The organism is Pelagerythrobacter aerophilus (assembly GCF_003581645.1).
GTDB lineage: Bacteria > Pseudomonadota > Alphaproteobacteria > Sphingomonadales > Sphingomonadaceae > Pelagerythrobacter > Pelagerythrobacter aerophilus.
Window position 1 is genome coordinate 12,991 of the sequence record NZ_QXFK01000004.1, and the last position, 26,817, is coordinate 39,807.

The following is a 26,817-nucleotide window of genomic DNA, read 5'->3' on the forward strand; positions in this document are numbered from 1 at the left end:
TCTGAGAGCTGCTCCCGCTGTTTGGGGAAAGTGCTAAACGGCACATTCCCGGAACGCCTTCGGGCGCCTATAAGTTGCCGTAGGATCCATGCAGTTCGACGATCGCCTTGCCACAGTGCTGCGCCACCGCGCGAGCGACGGGCGTGCCGCGCGCACGCAGTTCCGGCAATTGCTCGACCTGCTGGGCGCACGGCGCGGCGCGCATGACCGGAATCTGCTCTCCGCCGCCTGGCTGCGCCTGGGCGCGCTGGGGGAGACGATTCCGGCACCCGACCGTGCGGCGATGATTCGCGATACCGGCTGGCGCTTCCGCAATCCGGAGCTGGCCGCGCATCTCGCGGAGGACGAACCGGAAGTGGCCTCCGCTGCCCTCGTGCGGGCCGATCTCGCGGAAGAGGACTGGGAGGCGCTGATCCCGCGCCTGCCGATCCGAGCGCGCGGATTTCTGCGCCTGCGCAGCGGCCTGCCGCGGCGCGCGATGGACCTCCTCGACCGCCTGGGCATCCACGATCGCGGCCTTCCCCTCCCCGACCTCGCCGTGCAGGCCGTGAGCGAGAGCGAGAGCCAGCGCGAAGACCCGCGCGCACGCGAGCCGCTCGAACTCACCATTCCGGCAAACCCGGCAAACGACAGCGGCGAGCCCGAGAGCGGGGAAGAAAGCGCCATCGGCGCGCTGGTCCGGCGGATCGAGGCTTTCCAGCGCGCCCGCGCGAAGGGCGCCCCAGCCGACACCTCCCCTCGCCTTCCGCTCGGCGAGCAGGAGGAAACGGCGCACCCGCCGCTGATGGGCTTCGCCTTCACTACCGACAGCGAGGGACGAGTCGACTGGGCCGAACCGCAAGTGGCGCCGATGGTCGTGGGCACTCGTCTGACGACCGACGAGATCCGCAGCGCGCTGAGGGCCTGGCAGCGGGTCGAGCGCGCGCCTGTCGAGCTACGCGGCGCACCGCAGATCGCCGGCGAGTGGATCGTCGACGCGGCTCCCCGCTTCACCGTCCCCGGCGGCCGGTTCTATGGTCTTGCGGGCAAGTTCCGCCGCCCCGCTCCGCATCCGGTCGCTAGCAGCAGCCTTGATGCCGGGATCGAGGCGGACCGGATCCGCCAGTTGCTTCACGAGCTGCGTACGCCCGTGAACGCGATCCAAGGGTTCGCCGAAGTGATCCAGCAGCAGGTGTTCGGCCCGGTGCCGCACGAATACCGCGCTCTCGCCGCCAACATCGCCGCCGACAGCGCCCGGATGCTGGCCGGCTTCGACGAGCTCGACCGGCTCGCCCGGCTGGAAACAGGTGCGGTCGAGCCGCTCGAGGGAGATTGCGATTTCGCGCTGCTGTGCCGCGGACTGGCAAAGCAGCTCGAAGGCGTTCTCGCGCCGCGCATGGCGAAGTTCGAGGCGGACATTCCGCCGTCGCCGCTGGTCGTGCCGATGGCCCTGCGCGAGGGCGAGGCGCTCGCCTGGCGCCTGTTCGCCACGCTGGCGACCGCGCTCGGCGCGGGCGAGACCGTGGAAGTCGCGATGCGGGCAGAGGGCGATGCGATGGCGCTGACCGCCACGCTGCCCGCCGTGCTCGCGACTGAAGAAGACGTGTTCGCCGCCGCCCCACGTCCCGCACCGGGCGCGCTGAGCGCCGGCATGTTCGGCGCCGGCTTCGCGCTGCGCCTGGTTCGCGCCGAAGCCCGCGCAGCTGGCGGCGACCTCGAACATGTGGACGAGCGCCTGCGGCTCACGCTGCCGCTATTGACCGCCGCAAGGGGCGATCCTAGCCCCGGTGCGAACCGCCAGGAAAGGCGCCGACCGCAAGCGCGCTGAACGATGCGGCCCTCGCATCCGGGAGTGCAGCGCATGAACCAGCCGAAGACCACGCCTCCGCCGCCCGGCGCCAGGGCGCACTTCGCGAGCGGGTTCGGGCGCCGCGTCCTCCTGACCGTCGACACCGAAGAGGAATTCGACTGGAACGGGCCGTTCACCCGCGACCGGCACGGGCTCGACCACCTGCCGCGCCTGCGCAACTTCCAGGAGTTCTGCGAAGGCCTCGGCGTCGTACCCAACTATCTGATCGACTGGCCGGTGGCGACGTCTTCGCTGACGAAGGACATTCTCGCCGGACCCGTGGCCCGGGGCACTGCCGAAGTCGGCATCCAGCTCCACCCGTGGGTCAATCCGCCGTTCGAGGAGGAGGTGAATGAGCGCAACTCCTTCGCCGGCAACCTCCCACCCGATATCGAGCGCGCCAAGTTCCTGCGCCTGCGCGACGCGATCGCCGAGAACTTCGGCGCAAGCCCGCAACTCTACCGCGCGGGCCGCTACGGCTTCGGGTCCGAGACCACCGAGCTGCTGCGCGATGCCGGCGTCGGGGTCGACACCTCGTTCCGCCCACTGTTCGACTACAGCCACCGCTACGGCCCGGACTACAGCGGCTATCCGCTCGAACCATTCTGGCTCGATGATGAGAGGTCGGTGCTCGAGCTGCCGCTGACGACGGTCTACTGGGGCATGCTGCGGCGGCAGGGGCGGCTGCTGCACCCGATGATCTCGCGCATGCCGAACATCAGCGGCGCCTTCGCGAAGCTTGGCCTGCTCGAGCGCATTCCCCTGACGCCCGAGGGAACCACGATCGACGAGGCAATCCGCGCGCTCGACATGGCGCTTGACGACGGATTGCCGCTGATCGTGCTGTCGTTCCACAGTCCGTCGCTCGCGCCCGGATATACGCCCTATGTAGAAACCGACACCGATCTCGACGCGCTCTACGATTGGTTTCGCGCGGTTTACGCCTATCTTGGCCAGCACGGCGTCAAGCCGACGAGCGTGGCGGAGATCATGCGATCGGTGGCAACGTAGCATCCCATCTTGCCACCCGCCGGGCCGCAAGCTAGGCGCGACACGCTGAACGGTATCCATGGGCCTGTAGCTCAGTTGGTTAGAGCTGGCCGCTCATAACGGCTAGGTCGCGGGTTCGAGTCCTGCCGGGCCCACCGGATACCTGCAACGGCCAGATCAGGTCGGGGAGTGGCGCAGTCCGGTAGCGCGCCTGCTTTGGGAGCAGGATGTCGCAGGTTCGAATCCTGTCTCCCCGACCAACTTCTCCCTCATTCGCACTTTAGACGCACCCGGAGCCGGGATTCTTGGCGAGCGGAGCCTGCGCGGCGTCCTTCGGATTTCTTCGACTCACGCCAAAAGATGCTATTGCGAGCCAGTTGCAGCACTGCTAGCGGACCCGCCACACAGTTCAGGGGGATCCCATGTTTGTCCGCGTTTCGTTGCCTGCTCTCGCCGTTGCACTCGCCTGGTCCGGCGGTGCCGCCGCGCAATCGGCCGGTGCTGAGGCGGATAGCGACGCGGAAATCATCGTCAGCGCCACGCGCACCCAGCTTCCGCCGAGCGCGCTGCCGCTGACGATCGACGTGGTCGATACCGAGGCGCTGCAGCAGCAGGTGCAGATCTCGGGCTCGACGGTCGATGCGGTCTCGGCCCTGCTGCCCTCGTTCTCCCCCACGCGCGAGAAGCTCTCCGGCTCGGGCGAGAGCCTGCGCGGCCGCTCGCCGCTCTACGCGATCAACGGCATCCCGCAGTCGACTCCGGTCCGCGACGGATCGCGCGACGGATACACGATCGATCCGTTCTTTATCGACCGGGTCGAGGTGATCTACGGCTCCAACGCGCTGCAGGGCATCGGCGCCACGGGCGGCGTGGTGAACCAGGTCACCGTCGGTGCACCGGCGGAAGACGGCGTTGCGGCGCGCACGCTGCTGCAGGCCAGCGCAGCGGACGGTTTCGACGGCGCCGCGATGGGCGGCAAGATCGGCGCGCTCCTCGGCTACCGCGCGGGCCCGTTCGATGCGACGGTCGGCGCGACGTTCGAGCAGCGCGGCGCCTATCGGGACGGGCATGGCAACAATATCGGTGTCGACGGTACCCAGGGCGAGGTCCAGGACAGCGACTCCTGGTCGGTGTTCGGCCGCTTCGGCTATCAGCTCAGCCCGAGCGCGCGGTTCGAGGTGATCGCCAACCGTTTCGAGCTGCAGGGCAACGGCAACTACGTGCTCGTGCCCGGCAATCGTACCGAGGGCATCCCCGCCAGCAGCGAGCGCGGCGTGATTCAGGGCGATCCGCCGACGAACCGGGCCGAGCTGCTCTCCGCCGCCCTGACCGACGACGATCTTGGCGGCGGCGCGTTCGCGGTGCAGGCCTTCTTCAGCCGCACGCGCGACGTATTCGGCGGCCTGGTCACCGACACGTTCCAGGACCCGGCGATCGATCCGACCGGCAACCTGTTCGACCAGTCCGCCAACCTGTCGCGCAAGCTCGGCGGCAAGATCAGCTACGAGCGCGCCGTGCCCGGCTTCGAGGATCTGACCGTCACCGCCGGGTTCGATGCGCTGTTCGACCGCACCGAGCAGTATCTGGTCCAGACCGGCCGCGCCTGGGTGCCGGAGACCGACTTCCGCAGCTTCGCGCCGTTCGCCCAGGCGAACCTCGCCCTGTTCGGCGGTGCCGTGCGCCTTGCGGGCGGCCTGCGGTACGAGGACGTCAAGCTCGACGTCGGCGACTACCGGACGCTCGCCTCCTACGGCGCGGACGATCCGGACGATCTTTCCACTTACGAGCCCGTCGCCGTCGGCGGCGGCAGCCCCTCGTTCAATGACGTGCTGTGGAACGGCGGCGTAATCGTGGAGCCGATTGCGGGCCTGCGCGCCTATGGCAGCTATGCCGAAGGCTATACGATCGCCGACGTCGGCCGCATCCTGCGCGGGATCACCGAAGACGACGTCGACATCGATAACTACCTCGCGCTCGAACCGGTGATCTCCAACAACCGCGAGATCGGGCTCGAATGGAAGCGCTGGGCGATCGACGCGGGCGTCAGCTACTTCTGGTCGTCGAGCGATCTCGGCTCGATCCTGGTGCTCGGGCAGGACGGCATCTTCAGCGTCTCGCGCCAGCCGATCCAGATCGAGGGGCTGGAGGCCAATATCGCCTGGCGCACGCCGCTGCCCGGACTCACGCTCAGCGCGGCTTACAGCGATATCGAGGGTCAGACCGACAGCAACGATGAAGACGAGCTGGTGAACAACGATCTCGACGGGGCCAACATCTCGCCGGACCGGCTCAATCTCTCCGCAGACTATCGCAACGGTCCGTTCAGTGCCCGTCTGCAGTCGCGCTTCTATCTCTCGCGCACGTTCAACGACGCCAGCGTGGACACGGACTTCGAAGGCTACACGCTGCTCGACGCCTACCTGGCCTACCAGACCGGCGCCGGCGAATTCGCGCTCGCGGTGCAGAACCTCGCCGACGAGTACTACCTCACCTACGACAGCGACACCGTGCGCACGTCGGACAACAACCGCTTCTACGCCGGTCGCGGGCGCACCTTCACCTTGAGCTGGCGCGGCGCCTTCTGATGCGCCTGCTCGCCCTCCTGCACGGCTGGGCCGGGGGCATCGTCGGCCTGCTGCTGGCGGTGATCGGCCTCAGCGGCACGGTGCTGGTGTGGGAGGAGAGCTGGATCGGGCTGCCAGGGGCGGACGATCCGTTGACGGCGGACCCGGCCCTGATCGGACAGGCGGTGGCGGCGGCGATCGCGGAGGACCCTGCGCTCTCGCGCATCACCTTCGCCAGCGACGACATGGGACTCCACCAGGCGATCTACGCCGACGGCGGCGGCGCCTATCTCACCCAGGCGGGCGCAGTTGTGGACCGGTGGGACAGTATGTGGGGCCGGCCGGAACTGTGGCTGTTCGACCTGCACCACTACCTGTTCATGGGAGAGGCCGGCGAATACGTGACCGGCGCGCTCGGCTTGCTGCTGCTGGCTTTCGCGGTGACAGGGCTGATCCTGTGGTGGCGCACCCGCAGGTCCTTCGCATTTCGCCTGTGGCCGGCCCGCTTCACCAAGGGAGCGATCATCCGCCAGCACCGCGATATCGGCGCGGTCGCCTCGCCGATCCTGATTCTGAGCGCGCTGACGGGCGCCTTCATGATATTTCCCGCCGTGTCGGATGCGCTGCTGACGCCCTGGGCCGAGCCCACGAAAGCAGCCGCCCCCGTGCCTGAAGGGCTTGCTCCCGGCACATCCGCCCCCGACTGGTCGACCGCGATGGCGAACGCGCAAGCCGCATTCCCCGAGGCCCGGTCGCGCCGTCTCATGCTTCCGAAGGAACCCGGCGCGCCGCTCACGCTGCGGATGAAGCAGAGCTTCGAATGGACGCCGAACGGCCGGACCTACGTCTATCTCGATCCGGCCACCGGCCAGGTTATCGGGACCGACGACCCGGCAACGGGCGATACCGCTTCGGCGATCACCGAAAAGTATTACCCGGTCCACGCGGGCAAGGTCGGCGGAGTGGCATGGCGGCTGGTGCTGACCTTCTCCGGCCTTGCGCTCGTGGTGCTCGGCACGCTCGCGACCTGGAGCTTCTGGTTCGGCAGCAAACGCTCGAAGTCGCGGAAGCGCCCGCGAGCGGCCAGCCCGCGCGCCTTCGTGCCGCGCCGGGCGGACCTGCCCTGATCGCACGGCCCCGTAGCGCGGCGCCGGATTAGGGGTTACGGCTGGCGCGCTCCGGCGGGACATGCGCCGGAGGCCGCGAGGAGCCCAGGCGATTTCTACCCCCTCCCCTGCCGCTGCGCTCGACACCCGGGTCATCTGGGCGATCGCCCTTCCCGCGATGGCCACCAACGTCGCGACCGCCCTGATCGGGCTCGGTGACATGTGGATCGTCGGCCGGCTGGAGGATGCCGCGGCACAGGGCGCCGTCGATGTCGGCGCACGGCTGTTCGCGGTGCTGTTCACCGTGATGAACTTTCTCAAGACCGGGACGACCGGGCTCGTCGCACAGGCGGGGACGCGCAGCGGGGCGCACGAGCAGGCGGCGATATTGCTGCGGGGCGCGGCGATCGGGATAGCGATCGCGGCCCTGTTGCTGATCGCCAAGCCGGTGCTGATGCCGGTGCTGCTGGGGGTACTGGGCGCGCAGGGCGATGTGCTTGCGGCCGCCCGCACATACGCCGAGATCCGCTACTGGACCGCGCCGGGTGTGATGCTCAATCTCGCGCTGATCGGCTATCTCGTGGGACGGCGGCAGATGGCTGCGGTGCTCGTGTTCGAGGTCGCGTACAACCTGCTCAATGTCGCGCTGGGGCTGTGGTTCGTGCTCGGGCTCGACATGGGTATCGCCGGGGTCGGCTGGTCGAGCTTCGCCGCGGAATACGCCAAGCTCGCCGCGGTCGCGGCCTTCGTGCTGCGGGGCGAGCAGGGGCGCACGATCATCGATGCCGCGCGCGAGCGGACGGTGCTGCGGTGGGCGAGCCTCAAGCCATTCCTCTCGCTCAACCGCGACCTGTTTCTGCGCACCGTCGTGCTGATGGTGGCGCTGGCCGCGCTGACCCGGCTGAGCGCCGAGCGCGGGGCGGTGGTGCTCGCAGCCAACGGCATTCTCTACCAGATGTTCGTCTTCACCGCGCTGCTGCTCGACGGGTTCGAGAACGCCGCCCAGGTGCTGAACGGCGAGCGGGCGGGCGCAGCGGACCGCGAAGGCTTCGCGCGCTACATCAAGGCGATCCTGCTGCGCGGATTCGGCGCGGCGGCGCTGGTTGCCCTCGCCTTCGCAGTTCTGGCCGATCCGATCCTCGCCAGCTTCGCCGCGACCGACGCGGTGGCGGAGGCGGCCCAGCAGCAGGCATTCTGGCTGATCCTGATCCCCTTCGCCGGCGTCGCCGGCTTCGTGTTCGACGGCGTGTTCGTCGGCGCGAGCTGGACGCGGGCGCTGCTCGTTTCGATGCTCGGCGCCGCTGTGGTCTATGCCGGGGTACTGTGGCTCGCCTGGCCGCACGGCAACTGGGGCCTGTGGCTCGCCTTCACGCTGTTCCTCGTCGCGCGCGCCACGATCCAGGCGGCGATGCTTCCCCGGCTCATGCGGCGCGAACTGGGCCGCTAGCGTTGCTGCTCAACGCCCTCGAGCAGGCGCTCGCTGGTCGTTTCACCGTGCAGAACGCTGACGTCGCCGGTGGTTTCGAGCACGACCGCGCGCACTTGCGACATGTCGGAGACGTTGGCCTCGCGCAGCTTGGCGAACAGGTCGCTCTCCGCCACGCGGGTCCGGTCGAGCGCGCCACGAAGAATCTCGCCGTCGCGCATCAGCAGCACCGGTTCGTTCTGGATCACGTTCTCGATCGCCGGAGAGATCCTGCGCAGCCGTGCCGCGCTCCATTGCGCGACGAACAGGCCCGCCATCGCCACCAGCGGCTGGGCGAACCCGCTCCAGCTGTCCGCCTGCGACGCGCCGGCGACGAGACTGCCGAGCGCGATCGTCATGACGAAGTCGAAGCTGGTCATCTTGGACAGCGAGCGCAGCCCGTTGACCCTGACGAGCAATACCACCCACGCGAGCGCGGCGACCGCGAGCAGCAGGCCGCGCGCCACTATGTCGAGCGTATCGTTCGCGAACAGGATCGGCCGGTCCTTTCGTTACCGACCGATCAACGTCACTCGCCCTTGATCGGTCCCGGCTCGTTGGCGAGGATGCCGATCACCTGCGTCCACACCGCGACGTTCTGGCGGAGCTGCGCCGGGTCGATCTTGTCGAGCGTGTCGTCCGGTGTGTGGTGCAGATCGAAGTAGCGCGTGCCGTCCTGCGACAGGTCGATGATCGCGCCGTTCTGGTCGCGCACGATGTTGATGTCCGCCCCGCCGGTTGCGACGCCGGTGCCGTTGGAAACGCCGAAGCGCGCCACGGCCGCCGCGATCTTCGCGTGGAGGTCGGGATTGCTCTCGCGGAAGTTGCTTCCGAACTGCCAGATGCGGTCCGCGCCGAAGTCGCTTTCGAGGCCGACCGCGATCGGCTCGGCGATGTGCGCGGCGGAATAGGCCTTGGAGCCCCACAGCCCCGTCTCCTCCGCTCCCGCGAACAGCACGCGGATCGTGCGCAGCGGCTGGCCCGCGGCGGCGGCGTGCTTGGCGGCCGCGGCGACGATGCCGCAGCCCGCGCCGTCGTCGATCGCGCCGGTGCCGAGATCCCAGCTGTCGATATGGCAGGCGACGAGCACCGGCGGCAGCGAGGGATCGCGCCCGACGATCTCACCCACGACGTTGCCGCTCGTGGTCGTGCCGAGATCGCGCGGGGTGAGCACGAGCTTCATGCGGACCGGCCCCTTGGCGCGGTCGAACATCCGTTCCAGGTTGGCGGCGTCCGGGAGCGATAGCGCGCCCGCAGGGATCGGCGCCACGCCTTCGGGGAACGAGGTGCCGCCGGCGTGCGGGTTACGGTGATGGTCGGTGCCGACCGACTTGATCACGCTCCCGATCGCGCCCTTGCTCGCGGCGATCCCCGCGCCGACCCAGCGCGCCGGGCCGGCGAAGCCGTATTGCGAACCGTCCTGCGTCGGCGTCATCGAATGGCTGATATAGGCGATCTTGCCCTTGAGGCTCCCCGCCGGCGCGGCCTGGAGCGCCGCGACGCTTTCGAACTCGACCACTTCGGCGGTGATTCCCTCCGGCCCGGTCGAGGCGCTGCCGCCCAGCGCCGTCACATGGAACGGCTGCGGATAGGGGCTGACGATCTCGGCGGTCTCGGTGCCGCGGACCCAGGTCTCCATCTGGAACGGCTCGTCGGCGACGTTGGCGAAGCCGTTGGCCTTGAGCCATGCGACCGACCAGTCGCGCCCGCGCTTCTCCGCCTCGGTGCCGGCCTGGCGCGGCCCGACCTCGGTCGTGATTCCCTCGACGAAGTCCCACGCGAGCGTGTCGCTTTCGAGCGCAGCATCGGCGCTTGCAGCGGCGGCGGGGGTTTCGGAAGCGACGGTCTGCGCGGCGGCGAGCGTCGGGAGCGATGCGGCGGCGAGCGCCAGTGCCAGAGTCCTCATGGGTGCGCTTGCTATCGGCGTCTTGCGGCCAAGTCCAGCTTGCCCGCGCCCGCCCCAACGCCTATCTGCGCGCCAACTCTCGAAACACCCGTTTTTACCCGAAGGACGACTGATGGCCGCCCAATACGCATTCGTCATGAAGAACATGACCAAGACTTTCCCCGGCGCGCAGAAGCCGGTGCTGCAGGACATCAACCTGCAGTTCTACCAGGGCGCGAAGATCGGCATCGTCGGCCCCAACGGCGCGGGCAAGTCGACCCTGATGAAGATCATGGCCGGGATCGACACCGACTTCACCGGCGAAGCCTGGCCGGGCGAGAACATCACCGTCGGCTACCTGCCGCAGGAGCCGGAGCTCGACCCGTCGAAGTCCGTGCTCGAGAACGTCAAGGACGGCGCGCGCGACGTCGCGGACATGGTCGACCGCTTCAACGCGATCAGCGCCGAAATGGGCGATCCCCAGGACGACACCGATTTCGACGCGCTGATGGAGGAGATGGGCACGCTCCAGGAGAAGATCGACGCGGTCGACGGGTGGACGCTCGACAACCAGCTCGAAATCGCCATGGAGGCGCTGCGCTGCCCGCCCGGCGACTGGCCCGTCACCGATCTTTCGGGTGGTGAGAAGCGCCGCGTGGCGCTTACCCGCCTGCTGATCCAGAAACCCAGCATCCTGCTGCTGGACGAGCCGACCAACCACCTCGATGCCGAAAGCGTCGAATGGCTCGAAAACCACCTCAAGGAATATGCCGGCGCGGTGCTGATGATCACCCACGACCGCTACTTCCTCGACCACGTCGTCGGCTGGATTCTCGAGCTCGATCGCGGCAACTACTTCCCTTACGAGGGCAACTACTCGACCTACCTGGAGAAGAAGGCCAAGCGCCTCGAGCAGGAATCGCGCGAGGAGAGCGGGCGGCAGAAATCGCTCAGCCGCGAGCTCGAGTGGATCCGGCAGACGCCCTCCGCGCGGCAGACCAAGTCCAAGGCGCGTATCCGCAAGTTCGAGCAGCTTCAGGAAGCGCAGAACGACCGCAAGCCGGGCAAGGCGCAGATCGTCATCCAGGTGCCCGAGCGTCTCGGCGGCAAGGTGATCGAGGCCAAGAACATCTCCAAGGCCTATGGCGACAAGCTGCTGTTCGAGAACCTCTCGTTCATGCTGCCCCCGGGCGGCATCGTCGGCGTGATCGGCCCGAACGGCGCCGGCAAGTCCACGCTGTTCAAGATTCTCACCGGCAAGGAAGAACCCGACAGCGGCAGCGTCGAGATCGGCGACACCGTGCGCCTCGGCTATGTCGATCAGAGCCGCGACCACCTCGACCCCAAGCACAACGTGTGGGAGGAGATCTCCGACGGGCTCGACTACATGAAGGTCAACGGCCACGACATGTCGACGCGCGCCTACGTCGGTGCGTTCAACTTCAAGGGCCAGGACCAGCAGAAGAACGTCGGCAAGCTCTCGGGCGGTGAGCGCAACCGCGTCCACATGGCCAAGATGCTCAAGCAGGGCGGCAACGTCCTGCTGCTAGACGAGCCGACCAACGACCTCGACGTCGAAACGCTCGGTGCGCTGGAAGAGGCGATCGAGAACTTCGCCGGCTGCGCCGTGGTCATCTCGCACGACCGTTTCTTCCTCGACCGCTTGGCGACGCACATCCTCGCGTTCGAGGGCAACAGCCACGTCGAGTGGTTCGAAGGCAACTTCGAAGCCTACGAGGAAGACAAGCGTCGCCGCCTCGGCGACGCAGCCGACCGTCCGACGCGTCTGGCCTACAAGAAGCTCACCCGCTGACGTCCTTCTCCCTCCCGCTTGCGGGAGGGGCCGGGGTGGGCCTGCCTCCGCTGCCATCCCGCCAGAGGAAACGCAGCGGGGGAGGCTTTCTTTGTGAAACACTCGCTCGGCCCCGGCGTTCTCCTTCCGAGGAGAAGCCGATGCGATCGACCCGGGAAGTCATCGAGGATCACCTCGCGCTGCGGCGCGAGCATGATCTGGGTGCGGATGTCGAGCGGAACTACGCCGACGACCTGCTCGTCATGGCGAAGGACGGCGTGTTCCGCGGCAAGGACGGGATTCGCAAGACGGCCCGCATCCTCCAGGAAAACCTGCCCGACGCCACCTATCGCTACGAACTGCTGCGGGTGGCCGACGACTACGCCCTGCTCGGCTGGTCCGCCACCGCCGCCAACGGCGCGCGCACGCGCCACGGCGCCGACGCCTTCGTGGTGAAGGACGGCCTGATCGCCGTGCAGATCATCCACTACGACGTGGCACCGCCGGACTAGGGCTTGCCCATGACGGGCGTGCTCGAAGCCCTCAGGCCACTTCCTCCGCGCTCCGCCAGAGGTCGCGGATGCCCTCGGGCAGGATCGCCTTGACCTTTTCGACCTGCCCGGTGTCGATGTTGCGCGACAGCACATCGAACACCGTCCGGATCGCCTCCTCCGGATCGACCGGCCGGGTGTCGGCCAGCCATTCGGTCACTTCGGCGACGAACGCCTCGCGGCTGCATCGGACCGGCTGGCGTGCGGGCTGGTACTGGTCGTAGTAGACCCCGCGCACGAGAAGCGGAAGCTGCGCGCCCAGATGGGCGGCTTCCTCCACCGGCAGGCGATCGCGCAGCTTGTGCAGCACGGTGCTCAGCACTTTCCATGCTGCCTGCCGGTCGGGGCCGAGCCGCTCCATGATCTGATCGAGCCAGATGTTGGTCGTCTGCAGGGTCTTGTCGAATACCTCGAGGCCGTTGGCACTCATCGGTTTTCTCCTGTCTGCGGGTCAGGTCGCGTGGAGGCCGCCCGGCTGCGCGATCTGGTGCAATGCCTCGCCGCTGTCGCGCTCGTCCTTCTTGGCGAGGTCGCCGATCGAGACAATGCCGACCAGACGCTTGTCGCGGTCGACCACCGGCATCCGGCGAAGCTGCTGGTCGCCCATGTTCTCGAGCACTTCGTTGGCATCGTCGTCGGCGTAGCAGTACCGGACCTCGCCGCTCATGGCCTCGCGCACGGGCGTGCCGCATTCGCGCCCCTTGGCCACGGCGCGAACCGCGATGTCGCGGTCGGTGATCATGCCCACGAGCCGGTCGTCCTGCCCAACCGGAAGGACGCCGGCATTGATGCGATCCATGATCGTTGCCGCCTGTTGAATCGTGTCGTCCGGGCTCGCCACCTGGACGTCTCTCGTCATACATTCGCTGACTTGCATCGTTCGTCTCCGCTAGTTGGCTGGTTCGCCCCCTCACCATCCGGCGCGGGGCGCCGGGAGGCGCGGAGCAGGACGTGGAAAACGCCACGTCTACCTGGCCAATGGATGGCCAGCGATAACGTTGCATCGACCGCCGCAGACAGGCCACGGCTTGGCTCGGGAGCGCGCCGGTTCACCCTTCAACGGGTCATCACCCCAGCGAAAGCTGGGGTCGCGTGCAGCCAGATCGTACGGTGCGGAGAGCGATCCCAGCTTTCGCTGGGATGACGCGAGATCCACCGAGATGACGCGAGCGCGGGCGGCGGCGCCCTTAGCCCGCCGCCTTGACGATCTCGGCCCAGGCGGCTTCGTCGATCACCTCGATGCCGAGCTCCGCCGCCTTCTTGAGCTTGCTGCCGGCGCCAGGGCCGGCAACGACGAGGTCGGTCTTGGCACTCACCGTTCCGGCCGCCTTGGCCCCGAGCCGTTCGGCCTGGGCCTTGGCCTCGTCGCGGCTCATGGTTTCGAGCTTGCCGGTGAAGACGACCGTCTTGCCCGCCACCGCGCTGTCCTTCGTCTCGACCACGTAAGCCGGCGGATCGACGACGCCCGCGCCCGGCTTCTCGCCGATCAGGTCGTTCCAGACGTCGCGGTTGTGATCCTCGTGGAAGAAGTCGGCCAGTGCGAAGCCGACCGCGGTGCCGATCCCGTCCGCGCGCACTTCGAGGATGTCCTTGATCGCCTCGACCATGCGGGTGTTGAACTTGCCTTCGGACTCGTCCGGTCCGCGCGGGTTCTCCCCGCGGTAGGCATGGATCTCCGCCGCCTTGCCCGGCAGCCGCCGGATGTCGCTCAGACCCTTCATCAGGTCGCGCGCGGTGACCGCGCCGACATGGCGGATGCCGAGGCCGAACAGCAACCGCGCGGCATCGGGCGCGCGCTTGGCCTCGATGCTCGCCAACAGGTTGTCGACAGACTTGTCCTTCCACCCCTCGAGCGCGAGGATCTCCTCGCGCCGGCCTTTCAGGCGGAAGATGTCGGCCGGGCTTTCGAGCCAGCCGAGGGTGAAGAACTGTTCTATCGTCTTCTCGCCCAGCCCCTCGATGTCGAGCGCGCCGCGGCTGACGAAATGCTTGAGCCGTTCGGTCCGCTGCGCCGGGCAGATCAGCCCGCCGGTGCAGCGTACGTCGACTTCGCCCTCCTCGGCGACGGCCTCGCTGTCGCACTCCGGGCACTCGTCGGGAAAGTGATAGGCGGGCCGCTTGGCCTCGCGGGTCAGGTTCTCGACCACCTGCGGGATCACGTCGCCCGCGCGCTGGACCTTGATCCGGTCGCCCGGCCGCACGCCGAGCCGCGCGATCTCGTCGCGGTTGTGCAGCGTGACGTTGGTCACCGTGACCCCGCCGACGAGCACCGGCGCGAGGCGGCCCACCGGGGTCAGCTTGCCGGTGCGGCCGACCTGGATGTCGATCGCCTCCAGCGTCGTTTCGGCCTGCTCGGCAGGGAACTTGTGCGCCAGCGCCCAGCGCGGCGCCTTGGCGACGAAGCCGAGCCGTTCCTGCCAGTCGAGACGGTCGACCTTGTACACCACGCCGTCGATCTCGTAGCCGAGCTTTGCCCGCCCCTCACCGATCGCGCGGTAGTGCGCGAGCATCTCCTCCAGCGAAGTACAGAGCTTGAGGTCGGGACTGATCGGCAGGCCCCAGTCGCCGATCCGGCGCATGACCTCGAATTGCGTCTCGCCCGGCACTTCCGACGCCGCGCCCCAGCCATGCGCCCAGAACCGCAGGGGCCGGCTGGCGGTGACGCTTGCGTCCTTCTGCCGCAGCGAACCGGCGGCGGCATTGCGCGGATTGGCAAACTGGCGGACTTTGGCGGGATCGAACTCCTCCTCCTTCGCCTCCGCCTGCGCGCGGGCCTCCTCCATCAGCCGCCCGTTGAGCGCGAGGAAGGCCTCGCGCTCCATATAGACCTCGCCGCGTATCTCGAAGACTTCGGGCGCCCCGCCCGGCAGCGCCTGCGGAATGTCCGCAATGCACGCCACGTTGGCGGTAACGTCCTCTCCCACCTGGCCGTCGCCGCGGGTCGCCGCGCGGACAAGTGTGCCGTTCTCGTACCTAAGCGAGCACGACAGCCCGTCGATCTTGTCCTCCGCGGTGAAGGCGAGCGGCTCGTCGTCCGCGAGCGCGAGATAGCGCCGCACGCGCGCGACGAACTCGGCCACCTCCTCGTCGGCGAAGGCATTGTCGAGGCTCATCATGCGAACCTCGTGCGTCACTTTCGACAGCGGCGACCCGGCGACCGCGTGGCCGACCGCCTGCGACGGCGAATCCGCCCGCACGAGATGCGGAAACCGCTCCTCCAGCGCGGCATTGCGGCGCACGAGGGCGTCGTATTCCTGATCCGTGATCTCGGGCGCGTCCTCGGCATGGTAGAGCCGGTTGTGCCGCGCGATCGCCTTGGCGAGCCGCATCAGCTCGTTGGCGGCGTCGGCCTCGGAAAGCGATTCAATATCCGTCATGCAGCCGCGTCTGCCACCGGCTTGAACTCCGCGCGAGTGCCAAATCCAGCGATCAGCGGGCGGCCCTTCGCGATCGCCGCCTTGACCTCGGGCAAGGCCAGCGAGGCGGCGTGAGCCTCTTCATCGGCCCAGATCTCGACCACCCACAGCGCATCCGGATTGGCGGCGTCCTCGCCGACCAGATAGGCGAAGTTGCCCGGCATCCGATTCGTGCCCTCGGTCAGGATCGAGGCGAGCGCCGCGCGCTGGCCGGGCTGCGCGATGATCTGACCGATCAGGCCGTATTGCGGATATATCTCTTCCATGATCTTCCCCAAAGCCTTCGTCTGCCGCGTGGGCAACACCGCCGCCGCAAAAGCGGCCAGCGCCGCCAGATGCGTCCGCCTGTCCATCATCGTGCGGCCCTTCCGCCGCGCAGCACCCTCAGCATCGCGGGCTCGTTGGCGGTGTAGGTTTCGGAGCCGGGTGTGAGGATCGCGAAGTGGCTGGCGCCGGGGTTCTCGCGAACCTCCAGCCGCGCGCCGCCCGCGCGGATCGCGGCCTGCGCGGCGGTCGGCGGGGGCGGGAGGACGGCCTGGACGAACAGCAGCTCCTCGAGCCGCGGGGCATAGCTGGCAGGAGCGATGGCGGCGTAGCGGGCGGGCACGCGCGCCGGGTCGCCGCCCATGAACGGATCGACGGAGGAGAATTCGCACAAGACGTCGAACGCCTCGCGCTCCGCCCCGACATCGGCGGGGCCGTCGAGGACGATCGCGGCGCGCACCGCGAGCGGCGCGCGCGCGCCGAGAGGGCCGCCTTCCCCTTGCGCCGTCGCCAGCCATTGCGCCGGCAGAGCGCCCGCCGAGTGGCCGACGAGCGTCACCCGCGCGCGGTCGATCGGATGCGCTGTCGCCGCCCGGTCGATCAGCGCGGCCGAGGCTTGCCAGTCCTCGAAGCTCCCCGGCCAGCCGCCCCCGTCACCGACCTCGCGGTAATCGACGTTGAGCGTGGCGATCCCCTGCCCCTGCCAGCGCGTCGCGAGCGGCGCCATATAGGCCTGGTTGGCCACGCCGGTCTTCCAGCACCCGCCATGAAAGATCACCGCAAGCGGAAACGGCCCATCCCCCTCCGGCAACCGCAGCTCCGCGAACCCGCGCGGATGATCCGCATAGCGCAGCACCGCATCCGGCTCCAACGGCGCGAGATGCGCATCGGTGCCGAACATGTCGCCGCTGGCGGTCTCGGCCGAGGACGAGCCCGCGGCCATCAGCAAGGCGATCCCGAGCGCGGCATGCCTCACACCCCCTCCAGCAGCCGATCCGCCTGCGCGCGGGCCTCGGGCGTCACTTCGGCGCCCGAGAGCATGCGGGCGATTTCCTCCTGCCGGCCGCTCTCGTCGAGCAGCTGGACGGAGGTCTTCGTGACAGTGCCCTCGCTCGATTTCGCGATCAGGTAATGCACCCGCCCGCGCGCGGCGACTTGCGGGCTGTGCGTCACCGCGAGCAATTGCCCGCCTTCCGCCAGCCGCGCGAGGCGTTCGCCGATCGCGCTCGCGACCGCACCGCCCACGCCGCGATCGATCTCGTCGAAGATCACCGTCGCCGCGCCGCCCTGCTCGGCCAGCGCGACCTTGAGCGCGAGGATGAAGCGCGACAGCTCGCCGCCGCTGGCGATCTTGGCGAGCGGGGCGAAGTCCGCGCCCGGGTTGGTCGCGATCAGGAATTCGACGCTGTCCAGCCCGTGCGGGCCCCAGCGCTCCTCGGGCAGTTCGCCGACCGCCGTACGGAACCGCGCCGCGTCGAGCTTGAGCGGCGCCAGCTCCGCCGCCACCGCCTCGTCGAGCTTCGCCGCCGCCGCGAGGCGCGCCTCGTGCAGGGCGCCCGCGCGCGCGCGGTAGCGTTCGCCCGCCTCGCGCGCCGCCGCTTCGAGCGCGTCGAGTTCCGCCTCTCCGCCCTCGATCGCGTCGAGCGCGGCGCGGAACGCGCGCATCTTGTCGGGCAGCTCGTCGACCTCGCAGCGATGCTTGCGAGCCAGCGCGCGCAAGTCGAACAGGCGGGTCTCGGCGGCTTCCAGTGCCGCCGGATCGTGCACCAGCGCCTCCGCGGCCGCCTGAAGCTTCTCCTCGGCCTCGCCCGCCTCGATCACCGCGCGGTCGAGCGCCGTGAGCGCTTCGGCCAGAAGCGGGTGCTCGGGCGCGATCCGGTCGAGCCGCCGCGCCGCCACCCGGAGCGAGGCGAGCGGCGAGTCCGATCCGTCCCACACATGGCGCAGCTCCTCGAGATCGCCCGAGAGCCGCTCGCCTTTCTGCATGGCCGCGCGCGCTTCGGCCAGCCGCGCCTCCTCACCGGCTTGCGGCTCGAGCGCGGTGAGTTCCGCGAGATGCGCCAGCAGCAAGTCCTGATCGGCCTTCGCCTGCTCGATCTCCGCGCGTGCGCCCTCCAGCTGCTCTTCCGCCGCGCGCCAGACATCCCACGCGCTCGCGACACCGGCGGTATCGGCCCCGGCATAGCGGTCGAGCAGCGCCCGGTGTCCGCGCGGATTGACGAGGCCGCGATCGTCGTGCTGCCCGTGCAGCTCGACCAGCGCCGGCGCGAGCGCGCGCAGCAGCGCCACGCTGACCGGCTGGTCGTTGACGAAGGCCTTGCTCCCGCCGTCGGCGCGCACCTGGCGGCGGATCATCAGCGGCTCGCCCGGCTCCACCGCGATCTCCGCGTCGCCGAGAGCTTCGGCAATCGCATCGGGCAGCCGCGCGAACTCGAAGCTCGCGGTCACGCTCGCACGGTCCTCGCCGGCGCGCACCAGCATGGTCTCCGCCCGGTTGCCGAGCACCAGCCCCAGCGCGTCGAGCAGGATCGACTTGCCTGCCCCCGTCTCGCCCGTGAGCACGCCGAGGCCGCGCCCGAAATCGAGATCGAGCGCTTCGATCAGCACGACGTTGCGGATGGACAGGCGGGTCAGCATGACTGGCCCGATTCTCTAGCCGGAATGAGAATGCGCGTCACCAACCGGCGCGCGCTTGCGAACAGGCGCGATCAGCTCGCGGTGACGCCGGCCGCGTGATCCTGCACCAGCTCGTAAGCCTTCTCGTACCATTCCGTGCCGGGATAGTTGGCCCCGAGGACGGCAGCGTACTTCACCGCTTCCTGTGGAATGCCCAGGGCCAGGCTGGTTTCGGTGAGGCGATAGAGCGCCTCGGGCGCGTGGCTGGTGGACTGGAAGTTGTCGACCACGTTCTGGAACCGGATCTGCGCCGCAAGCCACTTGCCGCTGCGCTCGTAGAAGCGCCCGATCTCCATCTCCTTGCCGGCGAGGTGATCGTTGACAAGGTCGAGCTTCAGCCGCGCGTCGGACGCGTATTCGGTCTGCGGGAAACGCCGCGCCACTTCGTTCAGCGCGGTGCGCGCCTGCTCGGTGATCGCCTGGTCGCGGTGCACGTCGCTGATCTGCTCGTAGTAGCTGAGCGCAATCAGGTAGTAGGCGTACGGCGCATCCTTGTTGCCCGGGTGAATCGAAAGGAAGCGCTGCGCGCTCTGGATCGCCTGGTTGTAATCCTTCGCCACGTAATAGCTGAACGCGCTCATCAACTGCGCGCGGCGGGCCCAGGGCGAATAGGGATGCTGGCGCTCGACTTCGTCGAACAGCGCGGCGGCAAGCTTGGCATTGCCGTTGTCGAGCCGCCGCTTCGCTTCCGCGTAGAGCGACTCCACGTCGCGCGCGACATAGGCGAGCGAATCCTTGGGTCCGCCGCCACCGCCGGCACAACCTGCGGTGAAGACAGTGGCCGCGCAGGCAGTGGCGGCGAGAGCGAGCTTGAGCGGCGAACGCGGACGTGTGGTCATGGCAGCGGCCTATACCGCCGCACTCGCTGAACGCAAAGTGAAGTTGGCGAGAGAGCGGGCGGCCATCGGGTCATCGGCCATCCCCTGTCGCGTCATCATGAACGTCATCCCAGCAAAAGCCGGGATCGCTCTCCACCAGGCGGGACTTCGCTGCACCCGATCCCGGCTTTCGCTGGAATGACGGGGAGCTACTTACCCGCCCGCCTCACGGCGTCGCGGTCATCCCCTCGGGCGCGTCCCACAGCAGGTGCCGGTTATCGAGCATCACGAGATTGTTGGCGCGGATGATCTCGCCCTTGGTCTGGTAGCCCAGCAGTTGCTCGGGCGGGGTCTCGGGATTGACCAGCATCACCCGGATCTCCTCCGAGGTGAAGTCGCTGAGTCCGCGCGCGCGCTCCACACCATCGGTGTCGTAGAGGTGCAGCACGTCGCCGCGGGTGAAGTCGCCGTCCATCGCCTGGATGTCTTCGCGATGGATCGACCGCTTGTTCTGCACCAGCTCGTCGGCAAGTTCCTTCGCGACCTCGATGCTGCCCGCCATCTGCAGGCGGTTCGCGATCCAGCCGTCCTTGCCCGACATCGGGTTGGGATTGGGCAGGCAGCGGGTGCAGCGACGCTCGCCGTTCAGCACGGCGGACAGCGGGCGTTCGTATTCGCCGTTGGCGATATAGGTCATGCAGCCCGCTTCCTGGGCCATGTTCGCGGCCTTGAGCTTGGTCGTCATGCCGCCGGTGCCGAGCGTGCTCTTGCCGGTAGTGGCGGCCATGTATTCGCCCACGTCGTGGACTTCCTCGACCAGCTGGGCGCCGGGTTCGTCGGGGTTGCGATCGTAGAGGCCGTCGACGCAGGTCAGGATGATGAAGTCCTTTGCGCCCACCATCTGCGCCACTTTGGCCGCCAGCCGGTCGTTGTCGCCGACGCGGATCTCCTCGGTGGTGATGGAATCGTTCTCGTTGACGATCGGCACCACGCCCGCTTCCAGCAGCCGGTGCACGGTGTTGCGGGTGTTGAGGAACCGGCGGTGATGCTCGAAGTCGCCCAGAGTCAGCAGGACCTGCGCGATCTCGAACCCGTATTCGTGGCCGACCTGCTTGTAGGCGTTGAGCAGCAGAGGCATGCCGCAGGCGGCGGCCGCCTGCTTGTCGCTGACGCCGGCGGTCGCGGGCGTCTCGCCGACGATCTTGAGGCCCAGCGCGACCGCGCCGGAGGAGCAGAGGATCACGTTGTAGCCTTCGTTGCGAAGCCGGGTCACATCCTCCAGAAGCCGTTGAATGAAGCTGAAGCGGGGGGTGAGCAGGTCCGAATTCGCGAGCAGAGCGGAACCAATCTTGATGACGATGTTTCGATTCTCGGCCACGACGATAAAATCCATTCCTTGAAAAATTCCGGTCGGTACGTAGATAGCCATTGTGCAATGCACAACCGGGAACACGGAAAAAGTTCACTTGCGGCGCGGCATACGATTCTTGCGATCGAATTTGTCACGAACCGCTGCGACATTCCATCGAACTAGTCTTTTATAGTGAGGGGCGACACTTGAACTTCAATAACATACTCATGATCGGCTGTGGCAAGATGGGTGGTGCACTTCTCAATCACTGGATGAGCGGTGGCGAGAACTTTACCATCGTCGATCCAGCACTCGAGTCCGCGCCCTCGCCCGCCCGGCTCGTCTCCGATCTCAACTCTCTCGGCCAGGAAAAGTTCGATGTCGTGATCGTCGCGATCAAGCCGCAGATGATCGACGATGTGCTCCCCGATTATGCCAGCCGGCTGGCCGATGGCGGCTACGTGCTGTCGATCGCCGCCGGCAGCGCGGCGCAGCGGATCGCCCGCGCGATGGCCGGGGCGCCGGTCGTGCGCGTCATGCCCAACCTGCCGGCAGCGGTCGGCCAGGGCGTCAGCGGGCTCTACGCCGACCCGGAGGCGAACGCCGACCAGCGCGCCCATGCGGCCGCGATGATGGAGCGCGCAGGCACCGTGGTGACCGTCGACGACGAGGACCGGCTCGACCGAGTAACCGCCGTCGCCGGTTCCGGCCCCGGCTACGTGTTCGAGATCGCCCGCGCCTATATTGCCGCCGCGCAGGAGCAGGGCTTCAGCGCGGAGGACGCGCGCGCCATGGTGCTGGGCACGATGGCCGGCGCGCTCGCGATGGCGATGGAGGACGGCGCGCCCGACCTCGAAACGCTGCGCAATTCGGTGACCAGCAAGGGGGGCACGACCGCCGCCGGCCTGTCCGCGCTCAATGGCGACGAGACGCTTTCCGGCCTGATGCGTGCTACATTGCAGGCAGCTTACGACCGGGCGGTCGAGTTGCGCTGATACGCAGCGCGCTCCCGCCCATGACCCGAACGACACGAGGATTTCGATGAACGACCAGACACTCGACCCGCAGATCCACATCCACGAACTCGGCCGCCGCGCGCGCGAGGCTGCACGCGGGCTCCTGTCCGCCAGCACCGAGGCGAAGAACACGGCGCTGCGCGAGGCGGCGAAGGCGCTCCGCAGCGGCACGCCCGCGCTGCTCGAGGCGAACGCGGCCGACGTCGCGAGTGTCGAGGGCAAGAAACCCGACAGCTTCGTCGACCGCCTGCGCCTGACCGAGGACCGCATCGAGGGCATGGCCAAGGCGCTCGAGGAAATCGCCGAGCTGCCCGACCCGGTCGGCCGCCAGCTCGCGACGTTCGAGCGGCCCAACGGCCTCAAGATCGAGCGGGTCGCCGTCCCCATCGGGGTGATCGGCATGATCTACGAATCCCGGCCCAACGTCGGCGCCGACGCTTCGGCACTGTGCCTCAAGTCGGGCAACGCGATCATCCTGCGCGGCGGTTCGGAAAGCCGCAACTCGACCCGCGAGATCGTCGCCGCGATGCGCGCCGGGCTCAAGGCCGCCGGCCTGCCGGAAGACGCGGTCCAGACCGTCCAGACCACCGACCGCGAGGCCGTCGCCGAGCTGCTGCGCGCGGTCGACTACGTCGATCTCGTCATCCCCCGCGGCGGGCGCGGGCTGGTCGAGCTGGTGCGCGACCAGGCCAAGGTCCCCACCCTCCTCCACCTCGACGGCAACTGCCACAGCTACGTCCACGCGGCGGCCGACATCGACGAGGCGGTGCAGGTCATCCGCAACGCCAAGCTTCGCCGCACCGGCATCTGCGGGGCGACCGAGAGCATCGTCATCGACCGCGCGGTGGCGGGCGAAGTCGTCCCCAAGCTGGCCGACGCGATGGCCGCCGACTGCGAGTTGCGCGGCGACGCCGAGGCGGTCGCGCTCGATGACCGGATCAAGCCCGCGACCGAGGAAGACTGGGACACCGAGTATCTCGACCCCATCGCCAGCGTGAAGATCGTCGACGGCCTCGACGAAGGCATCGCCTGGGTCGACGAACACTCCAGCCACCACACCGACGCCATCCTGACCGAGGACGCCGACGCCGCCCGCCGCTTCCTGACCGCGATCGACAGCGCGGTGGTGATGCACAACGCCTCCACCCAGTTCTCCGACGGCGGCGAGTTCGGCATGGGCGCGGAAATCGGCATCGCCACCGGCAAGATGCACGCCCGCGGCCCGGTGGGGCTCGAGCAGCTGTGCAGCTTCAAGTACCTGGTGCACGGGGACGGGCAAACCAGGGATTAGTTTGTTTGCCTCAAGCGCCGGCGGCCGCATCCGCGGCCTTGGCTATCCTCGGGCCTGACGGCCCTGCGGGCGCGCGGTCGCGCTTGCGGTCGGCTGGTCGCCGACCGGGGCTTTCCCGGCCATGGCTGTCGAGAGCTGGTCCGGTCCGCGACCAGCGGACCGCAAGGCCGACCGGCCGCCGCGCCTACTGGCGCGGAAGCCAAGGGCCCGGATGGGCCCGCCGGCGCTTGAGGCCAAAACAAAAAACTCCGCGCGAACATACAAACCCGCGCCCGAAGTCCAGAACCTCAAAAATCCATTTTCCTACATCGCGATTTTTTGCTCCACACTCGAAAATGACCCGCAAAGCAGACAATCGCGAGGCCCGCCTGCCCCTCCCCGCAGGCGAACTGCCAGCCTTCACCCCCGTCCCCCGCGACCGCCCACGCCACGACGGCTGGACCGAGCAGCGCCAGCGCGCCTTCATCGAGGCGCTGGCCGACACCGGCAGCGTCGAGGCCGCCTGCCGCGCCGTCAACATGAGCCAGCCCGGCGCCTACGAGCTGCGCCGCCAGCCGGGCGCGGAGAGCTTCCGCGAGGCGTGGGAGGCCGCGCTCCAGCTCGGCGTCCAGCGGATCGAGGACGTGGCGATGGAGCGCGCGCTCAACGGCGTCGAGGTGCCCGTCTACTCCTACGGCAAGCTCGTCGGCAGCCGCCGCACCTACAACGACCGGCTGCTCATGTTCATGCTCCGCAACCGCGCGCCCGAGCGCTTCACCGAAGGCAAGGCGAAAGGCCTCGGCGCGATCGGCAGGATGGAACTCGAGCGCCTGAAGAAGCAGTGGCGCAAGGAATGGGAGGAGGAGAAGAAGCGCGAAGCCTCCTACGAGCACGAGGACGAGGTGCTCGCCAGCATCGACCGCAAGCTGGGCAAGATGCGCGAACGCTTCCTCCTCTACATGAGCCCCCGCACCCGCGCCCTCCACGACGCCTACGAAGCCGCCCGGCGGGAGGACGAGGCCAACGGCTACGACCCCTACCAGGACCCGGAACACCCGGTCTCCCAGGCCTATCAGGACCGCGAGCGCGCCAAAGCGGCCCTCCCCGAGCTACCCCCGCCGGAGGGCCCCTGTCCCACGGCGGCGAACGACCGCGAGGCGCCGGAGAAGGAACCGGCGGAGGACGACGACGCCCCCGCGAAAGAAACGAACGAGCCCCCACCCGCCGAACCCACCGGCCCGCGCATCAGGTCGCTGAAGGATGATGGCTGGTGACCTCCTCCCCTCCCGCGGGAGGTGGGTCTGTTCTCCCACAGCACTGGAAGCCAGGAGGAGGTCCGGTCCGCGGGAGACCAACCATGAGCGTATTCGAAAGCATCCGGCAGGGGCTGGCCGAAGCCATCGACTTCGCCGAAGGCAAACCGACTGGCGCGCGCGTTCATCAGGTCGAGGTGCCTAAAGTCAACGTCGCCGCGATCCGTGCCAGCACCGGTCTGTGCAAGCCGCCTTCGCCTACAACATCGGCGTCGCCAAGGGTACGTTGCTCAATTGGGAACACGGTTGGCGGCAACCGACCGGACCGGCGCGGGTTCTTCTGGTAAGGGTCGTCAATCGGCCGTCGCTGGTGGGGGAGTTGCTGAGTTAAATATTCTGTCCTGGTAATTCCAGCACCACTGCCGCCGACTACCTGCGCCGTCAGCCGGTGGGCGGAGCGCTTCCGCAAGGCATGAACCCCGCGGTCGATCATTGCTTAATGCCCGGAGGAATAAGGGGGCCCGGCGACCGCCAAGCCCCCTGTTTTAGCTGTGAGCTACGCGAGCCGGACACATTCGGCGCAGCGCGGCTTACCTCCGGTACCATCGCGACGGTTTTCCCGTTCGATGTTGTTTCCGGTGTTGCAGTTAGTATTGTCGTGGTGGACACTCTGTTTGATCGAGTGCCACGGACTCACCTTGGCCATTTTCAGCCTCCGTTTTGACTTGGAGAAGTTTGAAGCGTAGATGGCGAGCGTGCCGATTGGGCACGGCTCGCGGCGGTGACTCTTTAGCCTGTCCGGGTCGCTTGCCACACGACGCACCTCCTTTCCCAAAGGAGCGGCCTGCTGTTTTTTGCTTGGTAGGCGCCAGCAGGTCACTGAGTATCGCGACCGAGGCTTGATTCAGGCCTCGGTCGCCACCCTCAGGCATAGACCCCAAATAAAAGTTGTCAAGTGTGTCACCATACCCTACACAACATTCTGATTACAGCATACACAAGGTTATGTGGAATGGAATTGCTTGGCTTGGCTGAAGTGGCCGACGTTCTCAGGGTGAGCAAGCAGAACGTCGCGAATTGGCGTGCCCGTCGTCAGGACTTCCCTCCACCCGTAGCAAACCTTAAAAGCGGGCCAGTCTGGAGTACGGACGCCATCGTTGAGTGGGCGGCGCGGGAAGGTCTAGAGATTGACCCACCAAAAGCGAGTGCAGCCAGTCAGCAAAATGAGACCCGCGCGACCGTCGTTGCAATGATGAACATGAAGGGCGGCGTGGGCAAAAGCACCTTGGCAGCAAATCTGGGATGGTACGGCGCCGCCAGACTCGACCATCGAGTCTTATTGGTCGACCTAGATCCACAGTTTAACCTAAGCCAGTACGTATTGGGAGTGCAGCGCTTCGAAGAGCTACTCAACTCTGATGAGCCGACCATCGATGATCTGTTCCGTCCGATGACCGGAGACAAGCCTCCGGTCCATGCTTCCGAGCTAATACAACAAGTTACAAATTACGATGATGGTTCATGCCTGCATTTGATACCCGCTCGACTTGAGCTCGCATTTAATGTTCGCTTGGCTACCGAACGCGCACACATCCTCCGAGATTCGCTGGAGGACGTAATAACCAATTATGACGTCATAATTCTTGACTGCTCTCCGACGGAAAGCATCCTAACTTGGGCCGCTTATTATGCTTCTGACTATATCGTCGTGCCAGTAAAACCGGAATTTTTATCCACGATCGGACTACCTCTTCTCATAAAATCGGTAGATGCGTTCAAAGCTCAACATCCGGCTGATCGTTACCCAGACATCCTTGGCATTATTTTTAACGACAGCTCCGACAAGGTTGAACACCTGAAATCAAAACGGTTTGTCAGGGAAACCGCTCATGAATTTAATATTCCGATATTTGATAATGAGATCAGTCATTCGGACTCATATCCCGCAGGCGCCCGTAAAGGCCAACCCATTTTTTGGACCAACAATGCTCGAGATCTGAAAAAATCGGAATTAGCAAGGGCCGCTAGGGAATTTTATCAGAAAGTTGGGTTATGACCACGAAACGAGACAAGCTGATCAAAACGGTCGCGGAATTGGTCGCTTCACACAGCAAAGAGGATTGGGAATTCCTTGCTGCGCACTTCACGGCAGTCGCCCGGATAGCTGAACAGTGCGCGGAAATTGTACCGAAAAAAAATAAAGCTTCATCGCGGCGAAAGTCGACGACAAAAGGCACGACAAAAAAACGCTACAGCGCTAGCGACCCTCTTGTAGCTCAACTCGCACACGTTCTATCTGACCCAAAACTTGGTGCGAATCTTGGTGTAATCAAGCAAATAGCCATTGCAACCGGTATTAAAGCTGATCTTCCGAAAACCCGCGCTCAAATCGAGGATATGATACTAAAAAACCTCGACGAAAGCCCTGAGAAGTCTAGACAGGAAAAATTACAAATAGCTGTAAGCCATCTCGAAGACCGCCAAAACGATCAATCTGCTGATTATCAGAGGTGGGTTTCTTTGATCACAAAGAGCAAGAGTTGAACTAGTCAAACAAATCGCGTTGTAGTGG

The 26,817-nt window shown here is 67.0% G+C and carries 23 protein-coding genes and 2 tRNA genes; 15 read left to right on the forward strand and 10 right to left on the reverse strand.

The annotated features are described in order from the left end of the window. Positions 1 to 88 precede the first annotated feature (88 nt). The 7 genes from D2V04_RS00415 (at position 89) to D2V04_RS00445 (ending at position 7,935) form a co-directional block, all read left to right on the forward strand. Positions 89 to 1,807 (forward strand): histidine kinase dimerization/phospho-acceptor domain-containing protein, encoded by a 1,719-nt coding sequence (locus tag D2V04_RS00415; RefSeq protein WP_119511420.1) that lies wholly within the window; start codon positions 89 to 91, stop codon positions 1,805 to 1,807. 33 nt (positions 1,808 to 1,840) lie between these two features. Beyond that, the gene (locus D2V04_RS00420; protein ID WP_119511421.1) at positions 1,841 to 2,839 is read left to right on the forward strand and encodes a polysaccharide deacetylase family protein; all 999 of its coding nucleotides are present in this window, start codon (positions 1,841 to 1,843) and stop codon (positions 2,837 to 2,839) included. Positions 2,840 to 2,899: 60 nt separating this feature from the next. After that, positions 2,900 to 2,973 (forward strand) — tRNA-Ile (locus D2V04_RS00425). A gap of 28 nt (positions 2,974 to 3,001) precedes the next feature. After that, positions 3,002 to 3,078 (forward strand) — tRNA-Pro (locus D2V04_RS00430). Between the two features lie 162 nt (positions 3,079 to 3,240). Next, on the forward strand, positions 3,241 to 5,403 hold the full coding sequence (locus D2V04_RS00435) for a TonB-dependent receptor (protein ID WP_119511422.1): 2,163 nt from the start codon (positions 3,241 to 3,243) through the stop codon (positions 5,401 to 5,403). After that, positions 5,403 to 6,509, forward strand: coding sequence for a PepSY-associated TM helix domain-containing protein (locus D2V04_RS00440; protein WP_119511423.1), 1,107 nt, complete (start codon positions 5,403 to 5,405; stop codon positions 6,507 to 6,509). Before D2V04_RS00435 ends, D2V04_RS00440 begins: the two co-directional genes overlap by 1 nt. A 157-nt stretch (positions 6,510 to 6,666) precedes the next feature. Continuing rightward, positions 6,667 to 7,935 carry an MATE family efflux transporter gene (locus D2V04_RS00445; protein ID WP_182849601.1) on the forward strand — a complete coding sequence of 423 codons (1,269 nt, stop codon included), beginning with the start codon at positions 6,667 to 6,669 and terminating at the stop codon, positions 7,933 to 7,935. On the opposite strand, the gene D2V04_RS00450 is transcribed toward D2V04_RS00445, so the two are convergent. Both D2V04_RS00450 and D2V04_RS00455 read right to left on the reverse strand, forming a co-directional pair. Beyond that, entirely contained in the window at positions 7,932 to 8,420 is a 489-nt protein-coding gene (locus tag D2V04_RS00450) for a DUF421 domain-containing protein (protein ID WP_228766179.1), read from the reverse strand. The two genes, D2V04_RS00445 and D2V04_RS00450, sit on opposite strands and share 4 nt — an antisense overlap. A 62-nt stretch (positions 8,421 to 8,482) precedes the next feature. Next, positions 8,483 to 9,859 (reverse strand): M20/M25/M40 family metallo-hydrolase, encoded by a 1,377-nt coding sequence (locus D2V04_RS00455; protein WP_119511426.1) that lies wholly within the window; start codon positions 9,857 to 9,859, stop codon positions 8,483 to 8,485. A gap of 112 nt (positions 9,860 to 9,971) precedes the next feature. Between D2V04_RS00455 and ettA the strand changes: the two genes are divergently transcribed. Then, positions 9,972 to 11,651 (forward strand): energy-dependent translational throttle protein EttA, encoded by a 1,680-nt coding sequence (ettA, locus tag D2V04_RS00460; protein WP_119511427.1) that lies wholly within the window; start codon positions 9,972 to 9,974, stop codon positions 11,649 to 11,651. Positions 11,652 to 11,791: 140 nt separating this feature from the next. Further along, positions 11,792 to 12,142 carry a nuclear transport factor 2 family protein gene (locus tag D2V04_RS00465; protein ID WP_119511428.1) on the forward strand — a complete coding sequence of 117 codons (351 nt, stop codon included), beginning with the start codon at positions 11,792 to 11,794 and terminating at the stop codon, positions 12,140 to 12,142. Between the two features lie 31 nt (positions 12,143 to 12,173). Here D2V04_RS00465 and D2V04_RS00470 read toward each other — a convergent pair whose 3' ends face one another. The 8 genes from D2V04_RS00470 to proB form a co-directional block, all read right to left on the reverse strand. Further along, a complete protein-coding gene (locus tag D2V04_RS00470; RefSeq protein WP_119511429.1) occupies positions 12,174 to 12,611 on the reverse strand; it encodes a DUF2267 domain-containing protein in 438 nt (145 codons plus the stop codon). Positions 12,612 to 12,632: 21 nt separating this feature from the next. Then, a complete protein-coding gene (locus D2V04_RS00475) occupies positions 12,633 to 13,040 on the reverse strand; it encodes a CBS domain-containing protein (protein ID WP_228766180.1) in 408 nt (135 codons plus the stop codon). 328 nt (positions 13,041 to 13,368) lie between these two features. Continuing rightward, complete coding sequence (gene ligA / locus D2V04_RS00480) at positions 13,369 to 15,558, reverse strand: NAD-dependent DNA ligase LigA (protein WP_119511431.1); 2,190 nt, start codon at positions 15,556 to 15,558, stop codon at positions 13,369 to 13,371. Then, a complete protein-coding gene (locus D2V04_RS00485) occupies positions 15,555 to 15,953 on the reverse strand; it encodes a putative quinol monooxygenase (RefSeq protein ID WP_228766181.1) in 399 nt (132 codons plus the stop codon). The genes ligA and D2V04_RS00485 overlap by 4 nt, the downstream gene beginning before the upstream one ends. Next, positions 15,950 to 16,837, reverse strand: a complete 888-nt coding sequence (locus tag D2V04_RS00490) for an alpha/beta hydrolase family protein (RefSeq protein WP_119511433.1) — start codon at positions 16,835 to 16,837, stop codon at positions 15,950 to 15,952. Before D2V04_RS00490 ends, D2V04_RS00485 begins: the two co-directional genes overlap by 4 nt. Continuing rightward, on the reverse strand, positions 16,834 to 18,498 hold the full coding sequence (recN, locus tag D2V04_RS00495; protein WP_119511434.1) for a DNA repair protein RecN: 1,665 nt from the start codon (positions 18,496 to 18,498) through the stop codon (positions 16,834 to 16,836). The genes D2V04_RS00490 and recN overlap by 4 nt, the downstream gene beginning before the upstream one ends. Before the next feature lie 71 nt (positions 18,499 to 18,569). Beyond that, positions 18,570 to 19,376 (reverse strand): outer membrane protein assembly factor BamD, encoded by an 807-nt coding sequence (locus D2V04_RS00500; protein ID WP_119511435.1) that lies wholly within the window; start codon positions 19,374 to 19,376, stop codon positions 18,570 to 18,572. 205 nt (positions 19,377 to 19,581) lie between these two features. After that, the gene (gene proB / locus D2V04_RS00505) at positions 19,582 to 20,748 is read right to left on the reverse strand and encodes a glutamate 5-kinase (RefSeq protein WP_119511436.1); all 1,167 of its coding nucleotides are present in this window, start codon (positions 20,746 to 20,748) and stop codon (positions 19,582 to 19,584) included. A gap of 185 nt (positions 20,749 to 20,933) precedes the next feature. On the opposite strand from proB, the gene D2V04_RS00510 reads away from it, so the two are divergent. From D2V04_RS00510 to D2V04_RS17690, 6 genes are all read left to right on the forward strand, one after another. Further along, positions 20,934 to 21,701 (forward strand): pyrroline-5-carboxylate reductase family protein, encoded by a 768-nt coding sequence (locus tag D2V04_RS00510; protein ID WP_119511488.1) that lies wholly within the window; start codon positions 20,934 to 20,936, stop codon positions 21,699 to 21,701. Between the two features lie 46 nt (positions 21,702 to 21,747). Further along, positions 21,748 to 23,013, forward strand: a complete 1,266-nt coding sequence (locus tag D2V04_RS00515) for a glutamate-5-semialdehyde dehydrogenase (protein WP_119511437.1) — start codon at positions 21,748 to 21,750, stop codon at positions 23,011 to 23,013. Between the two features lie 335 nt (positions 23,014 to 23,348). Beyond that, entirely contained in the window at positions 23,349 to 24,266 is a 918-nt protein-coding gene (locus tag D2V04_RS00520) for a hypothetical protein (RefSeq protein ID WP_182849602.1), read from the forward strand. An 83-nt stretch (positions 24,267 to 24,349) separates the two neighbouring features. After that, entirely contained in the window at positions 24,350 to 24,592 is a 243-nt protein-coding gene (locus D2V04_RS00525; protein ID WP_228766183.1) for a hypothetical protein, read from the forward strand. 665 nt (positions 24,593 to 25,257) lie between these two features. Beyond that, positions 25,258 to 26,301, forward strand: a complete 1,044-nt coding sequence (locus D2V04_RS00530) for an AAA family ATPase (RefSeq protein WP_119511438.1) — start codon at positions 25,258 to 25,260, stop codon at positions 26,299 to 26,301. Then, positions 26,298 to 26,789, forward strand: coding sequence for a hypothetical protein (locus tag D2V04_RS17690; RefSeq protein WP_147391740.1), 492 nt, complete (start codon positions 26,298 to 26,300; stop codon positions 26,787 to 26,789). Before D2V04_RS00530 ends, D2V04_RS17690 begins: the two co-directional genes overlap by 4 nt. The last annotated feature ends 28 nt before the right edge of the window (positions 26,790 to 26,817 follow it).

Coding starts and splice junctions, on each gene's coding strand:
- D2V04_RS00415 (WP_119511420.1), top strand. CDS start 89: ATGCAGTTCGACGATCGCCTTGCCACAGTGCTGCGCCACCGCGCGAGC.
- D2V04_RS00420 (WP_119511421.1), top strand. CDS start 1,841: ATGAACCAGCCGAAGACCACGCCTCCGCCGCCCGGCGCCAGGGCGCAC.
- D2V04_RS00435 (WP_119511422.1), top strand. CDS start 3,241: ATGTTTGTCCGCGTTTCGTTGCCTGCTCTCGCCGTTGCACTCGCCTGG.
- D2V04_RS00440 (WP_119511423.1), top strand. CDS start 5,403: ATGCGCCTGCTCGCCCTCCTGCACGGCTGGGCCGGGGGCATCGTCGGC.
- D2V04_RS00445 (WP_182849601.1), top strand. CDS start 6,667: ATGGCCACCAACGTCGCGACCGCCCTGATCGGGCTCGGTGACATGTGG.
- D2V04_RS00455 (WP_119511426.1), bottom strand. CDS start 9,859: ATGAGGACTCTGGCACTGGCGCTCGCCGCCGCATCGCTCCCGACGCTC.
- ettA (WP_119511427.1), top strand. CDS start 9,972: ATGGCCGCCCAATACGCATTCGTCATGAAGAACATGACCAAGACTTTC.
- D2V04_RS00465 (WP_119511428.1), top strand. CDS start 11,792: ATGCGATCGACCCGGGAAGTCATCGAGGATCACCTCGCGCTGCGGCGC.
- D2V04_RS00470 (WP_119511429.1), bottom strand. CDS start 12,611: ATGAGTGCCAACGGCCTCGAGGTATTCGACAAGACCCTGCAGACGACC.
- D2V04_RS00475 (WP_228766180.1), bottom strand. CDS start 13,040: ATGACGAGAGACGTCCAGGTGGCGAGCCCGGACGACACGATTCAACAG.
- ligA (WP_119511431.1), bottom strand. CDS start 15,558: ATGACGGATATTGAATCGCTTTCCGAGGCCGACGCCGCCAACGAGCTG.
- D2V04_RS00485 (WP_228766181.1), bottom strand. CDS start 15,953: ATGATGGACAGGCGGACGCATCTGGCGGCGCTGGCCGCTTTTGCGGCG.
- recN (WP_119511434.1), bottom strand. CDS start 18,498: ATGCTGACCCGCCTGTCCATCCGCAACGTCGTGCTGATCGAAGCGCTC.
- D2V04_RS00500 (WP_119511435.1), bottom strand. CDS start 19,376: ATGACCACACGTCCGCGTTCGCCGCTCAAGCTCGCTCTCGCCGCCACT.
- proB (WP_119511436.1), bottom strand. CDS start 20,748: ATGGATTTTATCGTCGTGGCCGAGAATCGAAACATCGTCATCAAGATT.
- D2V04_RS00510 (WP_119511488.1), top strand. CDS start 20,934: ATGATCGGCTGTGGCAAGATGGGTGGTGCACTTCTCAATCACTGGATG.
- D2V04_RS00515 (WP_119511437.1), top strand. CDS start 21,748: ATGAACGACCAGACACTCGACCCGCAGATCCACATCCACGAACTCGGC.
- D2V04_RS00520 (WP_182849602.1), top strand. CDS start 23,349: ATGACCCGCAAAGCAGACAATCGCGAGGCCCGCCTGCCCCTCCCCGCA.
- D2V04_RS00525 (WP_228766183.1), top strand. CDS start 24,350: ATGAGCGTATTCGAAAGCATCCGGCAGGGGCTGGCCGAAGCCATCGAC.
- D2V04_RS00530 (WP_119511438.1), top strand. CDS start 25,258: ATGGAATTGCTTGGCTTGGCTGAAGTGGCCGACGTTCTCAGGGTGAGC.
- D2V04_RS17690 (WP_147391740.1), top strand. CDS start 26,298: ATGACCACGAAACGAGACAAGCTGATCAAAACGGTCGCGGAATTGGTC.